The organism is Paenibacillus chibensis (assembly GCF_004001045.1).
GTDB lineage: Bacteria > Bacillota > Bacilli > Paenibacillales > Paenibacillaceae > Paenibacillus_AQ > Paenibacillus_AQ chibensis.
Genome location: NZ_BIMK01000031.1, coordinates 100,139 through 114,692 on the forward strand (window position 1 = coordinate 100,139; position 14,554 = coordinate 114,692).

At 51.8% G+C, this 14,554-nt stretch carries 15 protein-coding genes and 1 pseudogene; 2 read left to right on the plus strand and 14 right to left on the minus strand.

Going from position 1 to position 14,554, the window contains the following annotated elements; all coding sequences use genetic code 11:
• Positions 1-9 precede the first annotated feature (9 nt).
• Both PCH05_RS20925 and PCH05_RS20930 read right to left on the minus strand, forming a co-directional pair.
• On the minus strand, positions 10-1,329 hold the full coding sequence (locus tag PCH05_RS20925) for an ABC transporter substrate-binding protein (RefSeq protein ID WP_127605494.1): 1,320 nt from the start codon (positions 1,327-1,329) through the stop codon (positions 10-12).
• Between the two features lie 128 nt (positions 1,330-1,457).
• A complete protein-coding gene (locus PCH05_RS20930) occupies positions 1,458-2,390 on the minus strand; it encodes a helix-turn-helix transcriptional regulator (protein WP_127605496.1) in 933 nt (310 codons plus the stop codon).
• Between the two features lie 154 nt (positions 2,391-2,544).
• Here PCH05_RS20930 and PCH05_RS20935 point away from each other — a divergent pair, with 154 nt between their 5' ends.
• The gene (locus tag PCH05_RS20935; RefSeq protein WP_127605498.1) at positions 2,545-3,744 is read left to right on the plus strand and encodes an acyltransferase family protein; all 1,200 of its coding nucleotides are present in this window, start codon (positions 2,545-2,547) and stop codon (positions 3,742-3,744) included.
• A 203-nt stretch (positions 3,745-3,947) separates the two neighbouring features.
• On the opposite strand, the gene PCH05_RS20940 is transcribed toward PCH05_RS20935, so the two are convergent.
• From PCH05_RS20940 to PCH05_RS20965, 6 genes are all read right to left on the minus strand, one after another.
• Positions 3,948-4,790 (minus strand): Gfo/Idh/MocA family oxidoreductase, encoded by an 843-nt coding sequence (locus tag PCH05_RS20940; protein WP_127605500.1) that lies wholly within the window; start codon positions 4,788-4,790, stop codon positions 3,948-3,950.
• On the minus strand, positions 4,787-5,866 hold the full coding sequence (locus tag PCH05_RS20945) for a Gfo/Idh/MocA family protein (protein WP_127605502.1): 1,080 nt from the start codon (positions 5,864-5,866) through the stop codon (positions 4,787-4,789). The genes PCH05_RS20940 and PCH05_RS20945 overlap by 4 nt, the downstream gene beginning before the upstream one ends.
• Positions 5,867-6,384: 518 nt before the next feature.
• Positions 6,385-6,609 carry a YjfB family protein gene (locus PCH05_RS20950; protein ID WP_246049829.1) on the minus strand — a complete coding sequence of 75 codons (225 nt, stop codon included), beginning with the start codon at positions 6,607-6,609 and terminating at the stop codon, positions 6,385-6,387.
• 57 nt (positions 6,610-6,666) lie between these two features.
• Complete coding sequence (locus PCH05_RS20955) at positions 6,667-7,569, minus strand: HD domain-containing protein (protein WP_127605504.1); 903 nt, start codon at positions 7,567-7,569, stop codon at positions 6,667-6,669.
• 159 nt (positions 7,570-7,728) lie between these two features.
• A complete protein-coding gene (locus PCH05_RS20960; protein ID WP_127605539.1) occupies positions 7,729-8,958 on the minus strand; it encodes a multidrug effflux MFS transporter in 1,230 nt (409 codons plus the stop codon).
• Between the two features lie 291 nt (positions 8,959-9,249).
• Positions 9,250-10,077: a copper amine oxidase N-terminal domain-containing protein gene (locus PCH05_RS20965; RefSeq protein ID WP_307719564.1), complete on the minus strand. Its 828-nt coding sequence runs from the start codon at positions 10,075-10,077 to the stop codon at positions 9,250-9,252.
• 220 nt (positions 10,078-10,297) lie between these two features.
• Here PCH05_RS20965 and PCH05_RS20970 point away from each other — a divergent pair, with 220 nt between their 5' ends.
• Positions 10,298-10,504 carry a zinc ribbon domain-containing protein gene (locus tag PCH05_RS20970; RefSeq protein ID WP_105441725.1) on the plus strand — a complete coding sequence of 69 codons (207 nt, stop codon included), beginning with the start codon at positions 10,298-10,300 and terminating at the stop codon, positions 10,502-10,504.
• 199 nt (positions 10,505-10,703) lie between these two features.
• Here the strand turns inward: PCH05_RS20970 and PCH05_RS27400 are convergent, their stop codons facing one another.
• The 6 genes and pseudogenes from PCH05_RS27400 to PCH05_RS20995 form a co-directional block, all read right to left on the minus strand.
• On the minus strand, positions 10,704-10,874 hold the full coding sequence (locus PCH05_RS27400; protein WP_164766745.1) for a hypothetical protein: 171 nt from the start codon (positions 10,872-10,874) through the stop codon (positions 10,704-10,706).
• 23 nt (positions 10,875-10,897) lie between these two features.
• Positions 10,898-11,092 carry an H-type small acid-soluble spore protein gene (locus PCH05_RS20975; RefSeq protein WP_127605508.1) on the minus strand — a complete coding sequence of 65 codons (195 nt, stop codon included), beginning with the start codon at positions 11,090-11,092 and terminating at the stop codon, positions 10,898-10,900.
• 101 nt (positions 11,093-11,193) lie between these two features.
• Positions 11,194-11,328: pseudogene (locus PCH05_RS20980) on the minus strand (AraC family transcriptional regulator); the annotation flags it as partial.
• Between the two features lie 15 nt (positions 11,329-11,343).
• A complete protein-coding gene (locus PCH05_RS20985; RefSeq protein WP_127605510.1) occupies positions 11,344-12,426 on the minus strand; it encodes a Gfo/Idh/MocA family protein in 1,083 nt (360 codons plus the stop codon).
• An 18-nt stretch (positions 12,427-12,444) separates the two neighbouring features.
• The gene (locus PCH05_RS20990; RefSeq protein ID WP_246049831.1) at positions 12,445-13,413 is read right to left on the minus strand and encodes a Gfo/Idh/MocA family protein; all 969 of its coding nucleotides are present in this window, start codon (positions 13,411-13,413) and stop codon (positions 12,445-12,447) included.
• A 121-nt stretch (positions 13,414-13,534) separates the two neighbouring features.
• Positions 13,535-14,350, minus strand: a complete 816-nt coding sequence (locus PCH05_RS20995; RefSeq protein WP_246049833.1) for a type 2 periplasmic-binding domain-containing protein — start codon at positions 14,348-14,350, stop codon at positions 13,535-13,537.
• Positions 14,351-14,554 lie beyond the last annotated feature (204 nt).

The window sequence follows — 14,554 nt, forward strand, 5'->3', positions numbered from 1 at the left end:
AGAACCGGATTATTTGACGAGAGGCTGAATTTTGTCCTTCACCCTTTTCAGCCCTTCATCCAGGCCGACATCTCCGCGCAGGATGGCGTTATACTGGTTCGAGAATTCCGTCATGTACTCCGTCGAAAAGGATGTGGCCGGGAAGGAGTGCAGGTTCGGGCTGGAGGAATACTTCAAAAACTCCTGGAATCCCGGCACTTCCTTATAGCTTTCATGCGTCTGCAGCGAGGTTCGGGTCGGCAGGTTGCCGATGGCCGCGGTGAACTCCGCCATCTGTTCCGGGTCGGCCATCCATTTCAGAAACTTCCACGATTCCTCCGGATGCTTCACGCCCTTCGGAATGTAAAAGACGCTCGTCGTCACGTTGCCCGGGTCCTTCAGGTCCGGCTTGCTCTCATCATAAGGAATAGGCGCAATGCCGTATTTCAGGTTCGGGGCGTACTGCTTAATGAACGTCGGCAGCCATTCGCCATCGATCGTCATCGCGTATTTCCCCGTGAAGAACGGATTTTGCGGCGACATGTACTGCCCCAAGCCGGATGCGAAACGGTCGAGCTCCTTCGATCCGAATTGGTCCCAGATGCCTTTGCCGAATTCCACCGCCTTCTTGACTCCGGCATCATCCGGCGTGACCTGCTTCTTGTCCGCGTCGTAGTAGGAACCACCGTAGGCATAGCTGAATGTATAGGCATCGACGCCGGGCCACAGGCCCAGCTGCTGCAGCTTGCCTCCATCCTCCTTGATGCTCAGCTTCGTAATGTACTCCTTCAGCTGCCCCATCGTCTCCGGCGGACCGCTAAAGCCGGCCTTCTCCAGCAGCTCCTTGTTATAGAAAAGCATTGAGACGTGCATTGCGATCGGTAAAGCGTACGTTTTGCCGCTCGCCTGGGAAGAGCTCAGCGCAGCGGGCACGAAGTCGCCGAGGTCGACGTTGTCCTTCCGGATGAAGTCGTCCAGCGGCATCATGGCCCCGCGTTCGCCCCACGGCACGACGTCCTGACCGAAGTTGGACGCGACATCCGGCGGGTTGCCTCCGGTAATCGCCGTCAGCTGCTTCTGGTAATCGCTCTGGGACAGTCCTTTCACCTGAATGTCCGGATTGGCGTCATTCCATTTCTTGATCAATTTTTCGAGGGCTTCCGCCTCCGGGCCGGTCCAGCCGTACCAGAAGCTCAGCTGCACCTTTTCTTTCGGAGCATCGCCCCCCTTCGCTGCTTCGCCGCCTTCCTGGCCGCTTGCTGCCGAATCTTTGCCTCCTCCGCAGCCCGACAGGACGGCCGCCAGCAGGAACACCATGATGAGCCCCCATGTACTCCCTTTTCGCAACATGTCTCTTCCCTCCTTAATCTTAGGGCGGCAGCGACGCGGAGAGCGCGCTTGCCGCCATCAACTACCCACATGGTATCATGTAAGCGTTTTAGTTAATTTCACTATTGTCTCTAGTAATTGGATTATCGTTAAAAATTAAATGATTTGCCCACTACCTGTTTCCGAAACTGGTTCGGGGAAATGCCCGTGTATTTTTTGAAGATCCGGCAAAAATACGCAAGCTCGTTGAACCCCGTGGCATAACATACGTCCGTGATGGACATGGACGGCCGCTGCAGCAGGACGAGCGCGTTGGATATGCGCAAATCGACGAGGTAGCGGTTGAAGGTTTTGCCTGTCCACTCCTTGAACAGCCGGCAAATCGTCGGCTTCGACATGTTGGATATGGCGCAGATATGCTCCAGCTTGATGTCCTCATGCGCATTCCGGTCAATGTATTCGACGACCTTGTTCATCGTGTCGCGGTATCTTTCGATTTTTTGGAACCCGGCCTTCACCAGCTCCCCGTTCACCTGGCGGATGAGAATCGACAGCAGCTGCAGGAGGCTGGCCTTCAGCATGATTTCGAAAAAAGGCGTCCGCTCCTCGTATTCTCCGAGCATGTCCAGGAGGAGGCTGCGAATCCTGCCGTCCGTGACGCCGTCGAAGACGATCTGCGAATGCGGGGTGCAGTCCGACTGCGAAAAATGCCTCAAATATTCGGCGTCAAAAAACCTTCGTTCTCCCGAAGGATCCGCGAAGCGCTCATTGATGAAGGAGGGCATGAATTCGCAGCCGAGGATCTCCACTTCCTCCTCGAAGGCCTGCACGCGATGCAGCGTAAAGGGGGGAACGAGGAACAAATCACCCTTACGGATCCGGTACTGCCGGTTGCCGATCGTGTGCATGAATTCGCCTTTGGATATGTACCAAATCTGATAATAATCATGAAAATGGGTCGACAAGCTGACGAGCGTGGTCATCCGGTACATTTTGCAGTGCAAATCTGCCAGCATCTCGAGCTTGGAGTTGAAATAAATGACCCCGGCGCGGGTCAATCGATCGATATCGAGCTTTTTCATTTTCGCATGACTCCTCTCTGTTGTTCCCTGGAATGACGGCCTTTTTCGCTTCAACGCCCGTTTCGGGCCGTTGGAATTCGATACGGAAGTACAATCTTTCCCTTCGCGAATCGCCTAGAATGAGATTCAAAAATCGAGGGAGGCTTGTGCTTGCATGAAGAATAAAATCGCTTATTTGGATGGATTGAGAGGGCTGGCGGCCTGCGTGGTCGTGGTTTCCCACTTTTGCCAGGTTTTCGCGCCGTCCGTTTTCGAAGGAAAACCGGAAATTGCCCATTTTCCCTTCGAAGGCTTGGCCGCGCGCACGCCGTTGAACCTGATGTTCAACGGCAACTTCTCGGTTTGCGTCTTTTTCGTGCTGAGCGGTTACGTGCTGAGCTGGCGCTATTTTCTCACGAAGGACAAGATGCATATCTACGCGTCCGCGCTGCGCAGGTTTTTCCGGCTCGCCCTTCCGGCTTCGCTGTCGGTTTGCCTCGCTTTCGCCGTCATGCGGCTGGGCTTGGGATTCTATGAAGACATCCGCCAAATGACGTGGTCATCGATGCCCGATCCGTTCACGGCCAGCCCCCGCGTTCTCGACATGATCCGGGAGGCCTTGCTGCATACCTTCTTCACTTATGGATCCGCTTACAATCCCGTGTTATGGACGATGACGTACGAGCTGCTGGGCTCCTTCCTCATCTTCGGGTTTCTGCTGACCCTCGGCCGCTTCAGGCTGCGGATCATCGGTTACGCGGTTCTTGCGGTGCTGCTCGCCGATTCCTATTACCTCGGCTTCGTGCTCGGCATGGCGCTCAGCGACCTGACGTACAGCAGCGGCCGCAACCGGTTGACCGCCGTACTCCCCTCCTGGAGCGCTCCCCTTTTGTTGAGCGCCGGGCTGTATCTCGGCTCTTTTCCCTACGTGGGGACCGGCAATACCATCTACTCCATTCTCGTATGGAAGGGCTCGTCCACCTTTTCGTTCTTCGTGTTCTACCACACGCTGGGCGCTTGCCTTACCTTGACGGCCCTGCTGATCTCACCCCGTCTCAAAACGCTGTTCGGCCGGCAGCCCTTCCTCTATCTCGGCCGCGTATCCTTTTCGCTATACCTGGTTCATTTCACCATGATTTGCTCCCTCGGGTCCTATCTGTTCTATCAACTTCACCTCCTGTTCCCGTACGGCGTCAGCACAGCCCTCACCGTTATCCTAACAACTCCTTTCATCTTTGCAGTAGCTCATTTTTTCTGCCGGTTCGTCGACGCTCCCACGCTGGCGGTGCTTGGTCCGTGGAGCTGGCGGGTCATGGCTCGGCTGGTTCGGAAAAAGACCGGGCGTGTGCCGGTTGAAAAGTCGAAGGGGGTTTAGCGCACAACCTGTGAGCGAACTCTTCCCAATGCAAAAAAAATCTCCGGAGACTCGTTCCAGCGCTGCCGTGCGCTATCAACAAGTCTCCATGGAGATTGCAAATAGAGTCAGCCAACTGCCGTCGGCTGCTTCTTTAATGGGCGCAACGCAAAGCAGCCATTTCCCTCTGCGAAAATGGCTGCTTTGTCTGTTCTTGCCGCTTATCAGCTCCCCGGCAGATCGATCCAGCGATACGGCTGCTTGGCGGCGATCCATCCGTTTTCGATGATCGACATGATGGCGACCGTCTCGGCAGGCGGCACGCTCGCATGGCCCGTCTCGAAGAACGCCACCAAATCCCGGATGAACCGCTGAAAATAATCCGAAGCCGGCTGCGCGACGCGGCAGGCGCCCGAATCGTAGTTGACGGCCATCATGAACGGGCAGCCGGCACCCGGCTGCTGAATCGTGGCCTGGCGGCCGCCCGCAAATTCGATCAGCAGGGCCGGCGCGGCTTCCGTGCCGATGAACATGACACGCTTCGCGTCCGGACCCATCAACGCAACGACCGGCTCGATCTGGTGGATCGAGTAGTTCTCGAACGAGCCCGGCCCGAGGCTTGAAATCACCCGAATCCCCGCGCGCTCGACATCCCCGTATTCGTCGGCATAACGCAGCGCGGATGAGGAATACAGCGGCGTGTGATGCTGCGCGGCCCGCTCGAACAGGCGCAGCGCAGCCTCTCGGTCAGGCGCGAACGTCTTGTCCACGTACGTCGGCTTCCCGGAAGCGAGCGGCAGCGCCGCCAGCGCCTCATGCTGCTCCGGGTTGTCGGGCGACAGCACAATGAGGTAGTCGCTTCGTTCGATGACCTCTTCGATCGTAGCGCACCAAACCACGCCGTGCTTGGCGCACCAATCCCGGTTGGTCAGTCCATGCTCCGCGTCCTTGACCGCATGCGCAAACGCGACCTCCATCGCCCCGCCCGAGGCTTCCTTGATCCATCCGGGGTATTGATTGGCATGCCATTCGTCCAGGTAGTAGTCGATAAAGCCGATTTTCTTCATGCCTCCGCGCCCGCCTTCACCAGGGATACCTCGCGGCCTTCGCTCGACGATTCGTAAATCGCCTCGATCATTTGTGCGGTCAGGATCACGGTATCGATGTGCGACGGCAGCTTTTCGCCTGAATGGATGCCCGCGATAAAGCCGTCGATCTCCTCTTGGAACGCGTTGGTCTTCGTATAGCTCGGCGTGCTTTCGATCAAGGCGCCGTGCTTGGCCGAATAGAGCGTAAACTCCTTGCCGTACTGGAGGCGGATGCCCGCCTTGTCGCCGAGGAAATCGATGTACGTCTCCTCCACGCCGATGTTTTGCGCCCAGGCGCCGTTGAGCGAAATCGACGGTCCTTCGGTCCGGATCATCGCGGTCACGAAATCGTCCACGTCGTAACTGCCCTCATAATTCGGCGGCCCCGCCCACATGCTGAGGTATGCATAATTCCGCAAATCCTGTCCCAGCTTGGAATACGCCTGTCCCGTCACCGTCTTCGGCCGCGGATCGCCCGTACAGTACATCACAATATCAAGATAATGCACGCCCCAATCGATCAGCGCCCCGCCGCCCGCGACTGCCTTGGTCGTGAAGTCGCCGCCGAGTCCGGGAATGGAGCGATGCGCGCGGAAGCTGACCACGACGTGGTACAGCTCGCCGAGCTCGCCGCTTTCGATCATCTGCTTGATGATGTTGACGCCTTTATTGAAGCGGTTGACGACGCCGATGTTCAGCGTCATGCCGGTCTCGTGCTGCACGCGCTGCATTTCGAGCGCCTCCTTGTACGTCCGGGCCGCCGGCTTCTCGCACAGCACATGCTTGCCCGCGCGCATGCAGTCGATCGCAATCGATGCATGGACGTTATTCGGCGTACAGATCGACACCGCCACGACTTCCGGGTCCTCCAGTACCGTATGGTAATCCTCCACCGCCGAGCCGCAGCCGTACTCCTCTACCGCCTTCTCGGCCCGCTCCTTGCGGATGTCGCAAAAATACTTGATCTCCGCATCCTCGTTCGCCATGTAAGCCGGGATATGCGCATTGTTCGCAATCGTTCCGCAGCCGATGACGGCTACAATCGTTTTGGACATCGTCTCTTCCCTCCGTTAGTTCGCATCCGGATGATGCAGCTCCGGATGGCATAAAGTTATATAGGTGACCGGCTAACGCCCTCGGAATGACGCGCCCGCCGCCCTTGCGGCCGGCCGGCAATTCATTCATCAAAGCATGGCGGCCAGCTTACCGATAGATTAACATGTAAGCGGTTTACTTGATTTGAATATTGTATGTGAAAATAGGATTATCGTATCCGTTTTGAAGCGGCCATGAAGCCACTGAATCCAAAGACCGATCGCGGAACAAGCCATATGGGCTTGATTAAAAATTATGCGGGGCGGCGGCGGGGTATGACTTGTTACATATCTTATAAAGACCATAAAGTTAACCGGATTCGGATCTTTGTGAGAGAGTTGGCATGGTCTAGAGAAAGCCAGGTCAAAAAAACAAAAAAAAGAGCACGCGGTCGATCCGCATGCTCTCTATGTTCTCGTTTCCAACGGCATCCGCTACATGCATGGGCTTACGCACATGTACAACGCGCCATTTGAGATCAAATCGAAATGTCCAGCTTCTTGCCCAGGTTGGGGTCGATGCTCTTTTCCATCATCTGAATCAGGTTCTGCCCCTGCAATTCCGCCTGGCCCTTGGCCATGCGAAGCACCGCTACGCCGACCTGCTCGTGCAGCGCCGCCTGGCTCATCGATGTAGACAAAGCCGCAATATCCATCATGCCACCTCCTTTGCCCTTTATATCGGTTTCCGGTGGAAATCTCATCAACTCCCGCGTGGTGTTTTCTTGGCGCTGTATTTTTCCGTATTCCAGCCGTTCCGGCTAGAGGACTCCCTTTTTCACATTGCGGTACAGATGGTGATACACCTCATGCGGATACAGATGGAACCTCTCCTTCAACGCCACGCAGACCGAGATGATCCTATCCGTCCCTTCCGAATTTATCTCGAAATCGATGCCGCGCGACGTGAGATAGTGGTACATCGCCTGCTTGCGCTCCAAGCTGTCCCCCAGCCCTTCCCTGTACCTCCGGCTCCAGCCGAACACGGCGCGCTTCCATTCCTCCAGGGTCACAGGCTCGTGCGCAGGCGGCTCCGATTGATCCAGCTCGTCATATAGACTCTGAAAAACCAAATCATACAGCTTTTTGTCCCGCCGGACGCGGCGAATGGCTTCCGGAAGCTCCAGCTGCAAGAAAAAATGCTCCACTTCGTCCTGAAACGTATCCAGCAGCGGAAAGCGCGAGGCGTATCCCAGGCTTTCGACCAAACTCGTGTAATACCATTTCTGCTGCTCATAACCGCGTTTGAAGCGTCTCCATACCGCATCCCCGTGAGCGTCAAAATCCCGGAGGGTGGAACGCAGGTTATGAAGCTTATCCGCACAAGAGAGCTGCCTGAGAGGCAAATCGGCGCTTTTCAAAAATGTCAGCGTATGCTCCTTCCGCGCTTCCCAAGGCGCCGATTTATCCGGCTCCGACGCTCCCTGCACCAGGCGGAGAACCTCGCTGCCGAAACGGCTGTGAAGCTCCTCCTCCGTCGTGTCCGTATCCTCCAGCGTATCGTGAAGCAGGCCGCCGATGACAACGTCCTCGCTGCATTTCGCCTGCTGCAGAATCATGGCTACCCCGTACGGGTGGCTGATATAAGGAATGTCCGTCCCCTTCCGAAGCTGATCCCGGTGCGCGGCCGCGGCGAATTCAATGGCAAGATCCAATCGAGACATAGGGCCCCCTCCTTTTCTTTACATTATATATGAACGGGGGGCCGCATGCTGAATTCACTTCATATTCAGTTCATAAAGCTGCTTTCCCCATCTTGGCTTTTTTCCCAATTATCCTACTGACAGATGCATGTTGGAGATTAACTGCTGCACACATCCACTCTAAAAATCAGGCCCGGACAGGGCTTGTTGTGATGCTTTATGCGGAGCTTTTCTAACCAGACCGAAATAAGCGAGCATGGCTGCAGCGCTCGTAACTACAATAATTACGCCTAGCGGAACGGCGGTGTTTTCGCCCGCAATCCCGACCAATGGAGCAACCACCGCACCTAGAAGAAAAGGAATGACACCCAGCAGCGCGGCAGCACTACCCGCCATATTCGCCTGTCTCTCCATGGCAAGCGGAAATGCCGCAGTTGATGTCATGCCTATTGAACAAACAAAGAAAAACAGGGGGATGACCAAGGTGAAAAGCGGACCATGGACCGCAGCGACCACGAGCACGGCGATGCTTGCCAATAAGGCCACCCAGAGGCCAAATAACAGAAATGTCTGTTCAGAAATTCGATGCGCCATCCGCCCGACCAATTGCGATCCGATAATCAAGCTGATGCCGTTCGATCCGAAAAGGAAAGCGAAAACGGCCGGTGTGACGCCATAAATATTTTGATAGATAAAAGGCGTTCCCGAAACATACGCAAAGACGCCGGCGATCATGATCCCCTGTGCCAGCATATAGCCGACAAACCGGCGATCACGCAAGAGCCGTCCGTAGCCGCGCAACTGGTTTGCGAAGTTGGGTTTCTCGCGTCTTTCCGCCGGGAGCGTCTCCTTCAAACGCCATTTTGTCATCGCCAATAAGTAAATTCCCAGCAGGGACAGTGCGATAAACACGCCAACCCACGTCGTGAACGAAAGAATGCCGCTGCCTGCAATCGGTGCTGCAAGGGGACCCAAATTACCTACGAGCAAAAGCAAAGAGAAAAATTTAGTAAGCTCGTGACCGCTGTATAGGTCGCGGGCTATTGCGCGCGAGATGACGATTCCCGCGGAAGCGGCAAACCCTTGGGCAAACCGGAACAGGATGAGTAGTCCAACATTCGGTGCGAATGCGCAAGCCAACGAGGAGATGATATATACGGCCATGGAAATCAGCAGTGGATTTCGTCTGCCATACACATCGCTGAGCGAGCCCATAACGAGCTGACCGATGCCTAGTCCAAGCAAACAAGCCGTCAGGCTAAATTGGACGAGTGATGCGCTTGTTCCGAAATTCTGTGCGATTTCAGGAAATGCCGGTAAGTACATATCAATCGTAAATGGGCCTAACGTCGAAAATATACCCAACAACAAAGCCAGGCTAAATACATTCCAATGATTATTTTTTGTCATTATGAATAAAGTCCCCGTTCCTAGTATTGTTTCTATTTTTCTGATATGTTGTCCGATCACAGGCCTACATGACCGGTGGTGCAGCTCATCCTTTTTTCTCCGATCTCCTCTCCTTTCCTGGTCTTTGTTGTCTCCTCAGTCATGATTTCATGTTTAGTTGAGTATAAGGCTTAACGTTAACGGTCAGTCAAGGATTTTCGCTTAAAAGCGTAAAAATAAAACCTTACATTAGAGTAGATTACAGAAAAAGCAGCCCATCCTTAGATAGGCTGCCTACTTGTTCCGGTTGTCTTATGGATTTGTATCGCTGATCTTCGTCAGAAAACCGTTCTGTCCGGCAGTATTCATGAATTGGTAAATGGATTGAACGGCTGAATAGGTAAACAGATACCATTGGTTCTCCGTCGCATCATATAACATCACATCGGGATCGCCCTTGGGATGAGATAATGTATAGACATCAAACCGTTTAATGCTGTTCCCTTTTTGATCCAAAAAATCAAACTGTCCACTCATGTAATAGGCCCCCGACGTAAGCTCGATAACACTCGATGTGTACCTGGCAGGGGCATCCACCTTACTTCCCTTGTTTTCAAAAATATGATAGATCGCTTCGTTATAGGCACTCCCATTTATTTGTTCTACGATGCTGCCCATGGTATAGTAAACTTCGTTCTGCAATGCCGTCACCTTCACGCCGTCCAGAACAAACGGAGCAGGCTCAACAGATACGGTCGAATTTGTGTATTCGACGCTGCCGTTGAACGTTTCTGCAATAAAGCGAAGCGGAACCATGATGCGATTATTCTTGATATATGGCGCTGCATCGAGAATCGCAGGTTTACCATTTTTCACCGCTGCTTTGCTCTTCAATGTTAAGATTACCCGCATATCGTTTTTGGAGAGCGTAACTTCCGAGCCCGACCAGTTGACCTTGGCTCCCAAATTTTCACTGATCAAACGCAAAGGCACCATCGTTCGATTGTTTTTCATTTCGGGCTTTACATCGGAGGCAATCGCATGACCTTGAATTTTTATTTGCATATCTGCCGCATATGCAGTTGAAGAGACAGATAAAATGAATGCAGCGATCGTTCCTGCAAGAACCTTTTTCATCATATTGATTCCTTTCTTATCATATTTTAGCGGACAAATACTATAACGAGAACGATGACGTAATGTTGCGCTAAACAGTATGTTAGCGCAACGAAGGCAGCCTGTTTTTGGGTCGACTGCCTAAACAAAGCCATTCCCCTCTTTTGAAATTGCAACCATACTCGAACCCGTTCCGTATATTAGGATACAAAACGCGAACGCGAATATATGGAGGTACTTAGAGATGAATGAACAACAGGGATGCGTGAAATGCGGCAGCCGAAACGCCAAGACCAAAGAGGTGGCCATGACCGGCACGGGGCTCTCTAAAATGTTTGATATCCAGCACAATCAATTTGTCGTCGTCTATTGCGAAAATTGCGGCTATTCCGAATTTTACAACAAACAATCATCCATGGGATCGAATATTCTTGACCTTTTCTTTGGTTAGGAGGTGGAGGCTCGTCCTCCTCTCCCTTGACCCTAACGGGTTATCTGTTAAGGTGAAAAGATCGCGGCATAATGAATTCTTTTATAAACGGATTCCAATTTTAATGAAAACGGTACTGACATTCTGTTGTCTGGCCAGCCGCTTATTTCTCACATATAAAAAGCACGCAGCAGATTAATCTGTGCGCGCTTCCCTTTGATTACTTTTCCTCTAACTCATCCGGGACGTCGTATTTATAAATATGTGAGGTCAACGCAGCGACGGCATCATCGACATTCGTCGTGGCAGGCTCCCGTCCGACCACGTCATCGGTCTCGTCATGAAAATTCAAACGATCCGCCTCGATTTCTTTCTGTTTATTTTTTTCCATTCTTCTGGGCTTCTCCTCCCTTCTTATTCCGATGTCAGTTCTTCTTCTGTTAACGAGTACAGAGGTACTTCCCGCTCTTCTTCAGGTTTATTCAGCGCATAGATGCGCACCGTCTCACTCTGCTCATTCACATGTTGAATATAGATCGGTATCCCATCACATAGCACATTTGCCATTACGGGAGATGACGCAATTTCTTGTGCTCTTTGAACATTCATGTAGAATGACCTCCCTTTCTGAGTAGAGTTCGTCTTTACTATGCTCGAAGTAAATATCTGCTATTCATGCTTCTTACCAGCACGGCATTTTAAAAACGGCTATATCGACCGACTGCTTCAAACACAGCCCAAGTAGAAGCCGGTACCTCTAACTGTGCGAATCCGCCCGGAGCATCTTTCGTCGTGGCTGCGCCAATGTATTAATCGAGCTCACCGTTCTCTTCCATTCGACCCTCCCCCGGATCACGTCCTTATTCCTTATCAAAATAAACGGTTTTTCCTGAATCTGCGGAAATATACACCGCTTCAAGGATTTGTGAAACAATCATAGCTTCCCTCGGTTTAACCAAGGGTTCGGTATCGTTCACGATACTGTGAATCCATTGTTTGGCTTCATACTCGAAATCGGTCATTTCTTCTCCTTTGAATCGTTCTCTTGCATTCGGATTCACATCGATATGATTCAGGAACAAGCTTCCGTTCCTCTCGCCGTTGATCCGCAGTTCATTTTTAGTGAAATCAGCTCCTCCCTTCGTTCCGCAAAGCAGATTTCCGCCGCCTTCCACAATGTTAAGGGCCCAACTGGTTTCAATGATGACCGTAGCTCCATTTTTAAATTTTACATACCCGAACGCCGAATCTTCGACTTCGAATTCGTTAGGATCCCAGGCTCCCCATTCGTTCGCGGCATTTTCGGTATATTTCAGTTTATGGAAAACACTGCCGACGACACTCTCCGGTTCATAGTTATCCATCAACCATAGGATCAGATCAAGGGAGTGGGTTCCAATATCAATCATAGGACCGCCCCCCTGCTTCTCTTTATCCAGAAACACGCCCCATGTAGGTACGCCTCTTCTTCGGGTAGCGACAGCTTTGGCAAAATAAATATCTCCAAGCTCCCCATCGGTGATCATCTTCTTTAACAGTTGGCTTCTGGCGTTGGAACGATTCTGATATCCGACGGTTAGCTTCTTGCCTGTTCGCAAGTGGGCTTCGTACATCGCTTTAGCCTCCACACCTGTGACCGCCATCGGTTTTTCGCACATGACATGTTTGCCGCTTTCGAGAGCATCAATGGAAATCGTCGCATGAGAGCTGTTCGGTGTAAGCACGTGTACGACTTCAATATCTTCTATCGCAAGCAGTTCCTTGTAATTAGTAAATACCTTTGCGCCCGGTGTGCCGTATTTTTGTGCCGCTTCCTCGGCTCTTTCCGGCTTCAAATCGCAGAAGGCCACCATCTGTACATTGTCTAACTTGGACAAACACGGCATATGTTTGCCGCCCGCAATCATGCCGCAGCCAATGATCCCTACCTTTACAGTTCTCATTGAATTCCCTCCCCCGTGTTACTTGAACTCTACCGTTCGGTTCTCCTTATGAGCGATGTATGCCGCTTCCAATAGCTCCGTCAATTTCTTCCCGTCTTCCAGTCCGAAGGGCATCGGCTTGTCATGAATTAATGCATCTGCCCATTGGATGATCGGAAGCGGCTGCTCTTGAGGGAGCTGATGGGGTGAAATCCATCCGGAAAAAGGTAAATCGAGCTTCTTCGAAATGACTCTGACGGTATCCCCTGAGATGATCAAGGTGCCCTCCGTACCGTATATCTCAAGAGCAGAAGGAGTATTGTATGTAACCAGGCTTGTTTCGACCAGTGCGACCGCATTGTTTACGAACTCAATCGAGCACTGCGCATTATCTTCTACTGCCCGATGGGTGAAATAATGAAACATGGATGTGATTCTTTTGGGCTTACCGAGCAGCATACTTGCGATGTACATCGGATGACAGCCCAAATCCATCATGGCTCCGCCCCCTGTTTGCTTCTCATCATACCAGTATTCCGGCAGCCAATTGTTTAAAGCACCGTCGTGTCCGTTACGAATGCGCAAAAGCGTAATGTCCCCTAATATATGGCCATCAATCAGCTGCTTCGCGAACAATTGGTGTGGTCTTGTAAGAGCAGGAAATGAAATGCAGAACTTGACGCCTGCTTTGCGTACCGCTGCAGAAACCAGGTCGCATTCCTCAGTGGTAAGCGCCATGGCTTTCTCGGTAAAGATGTGTTTGCCGGCCTGAGCGGCTGCTACCATGATGTCTGCGTGCATACTTGTAGGGGCATCAACCACGACTCCATCGATGTCTTCCCGCTTTAGCAGAGTGTCCAAATCCGCTTCGAAATCCGTTCCCAACCCAGCTGCCCATTCGCTTCCGCGTTCAGGCTGTTCATCCCAGACGGCCGTGAGCTTAACGTTTCCATGGTTTTGTAACCTTCTTGCGTAATCAGCTGCATGCACATGCCACTTACTTAACATCGCAACGTTCAACATGCGTTTCCCCCTGTAATCGTTTAATCAAATCATGTGAATTTGAGTACTGTTAAAAAGAGATTTGGGATGGCAGTGACGCCATCCCAACATGGATAAATTTTCTTCATTAGAACCCTATATCATCTCTTTCCGCAGCTTTTTGAGCTACGAATTCTGCCATTTCGTCGACGCCGGCAGCTTTAAATTTTTCTTGAACATTATGAAGTATATTTAGAGCTTCTTGATCCGACGCCGCAAAAAATGCTTTCTTGAATTCATCATCGAAATTCAAACTGCTGGTTTTACTTATAAATTCCTGATATTTTGGCCACTCTCTTTCGAGGTAGCTGGCACTGACTTTGTCGATGATTTTGATAGGCATTTTTACCGAGAAGCTCTCCTCCAGCTTTTGCCACTTCGTTTTTTGATCTTCAGGCGTTGGCCAAGTGACATCATTGGAGAATGCCCCGATGAATCTACCTGGAAGATAATTGAGCCCTGCGTCTCTTTTCAGATCCGGGTTGTCATCGAATTGTTTTTTCACATCCGGAATCCATTGGGGGATCCCGTTTTCCATGGTATAGTGCGTTCCTTCGATTCCGAAATACGCAAGCAATCGGCCTTCATCGCTGTTGACGTAATCAATGTACCGCAATGCCGCATCGGGATCTTTGATGTTCGCGCTCAGGAAAAGGACAGGGAAACCGGAACGGCCAGGTTTCTCAACCTGCGTTCGAATATCTCCGTTCTTATTCTTCATCGGTCCGAGCAGTTCATATTGCATTTCCGGATTCGTTTTATACAGCGTTTTTTGTAAATCAGCTAACATCGGTTGGGCTCCGAATACAGCAAGCTTGCCTGTCGTTAGCTTTTCATTCGCTGTTGTACTCGTATTGTTGAAGGCTTCAAGATCAAACAAACCTTCCTTTAGCAGCTTTCTCATGTATAACAGCTTGGCTTCATAATCCTTGGATTGCGTCCAGTGGATCAGTTTTCCATCGACTTCACGGAAGTCCGAAATCGAGTAATCCGACCATCCTGCAAGGAACTGCCCATAATCCCATCCATTCCACATCGTTCCGGCCGGGATGACCGGCTTCCCGCCGATATCTTTGAAACCGCCATTTCTGATCTTGACCAATAGATG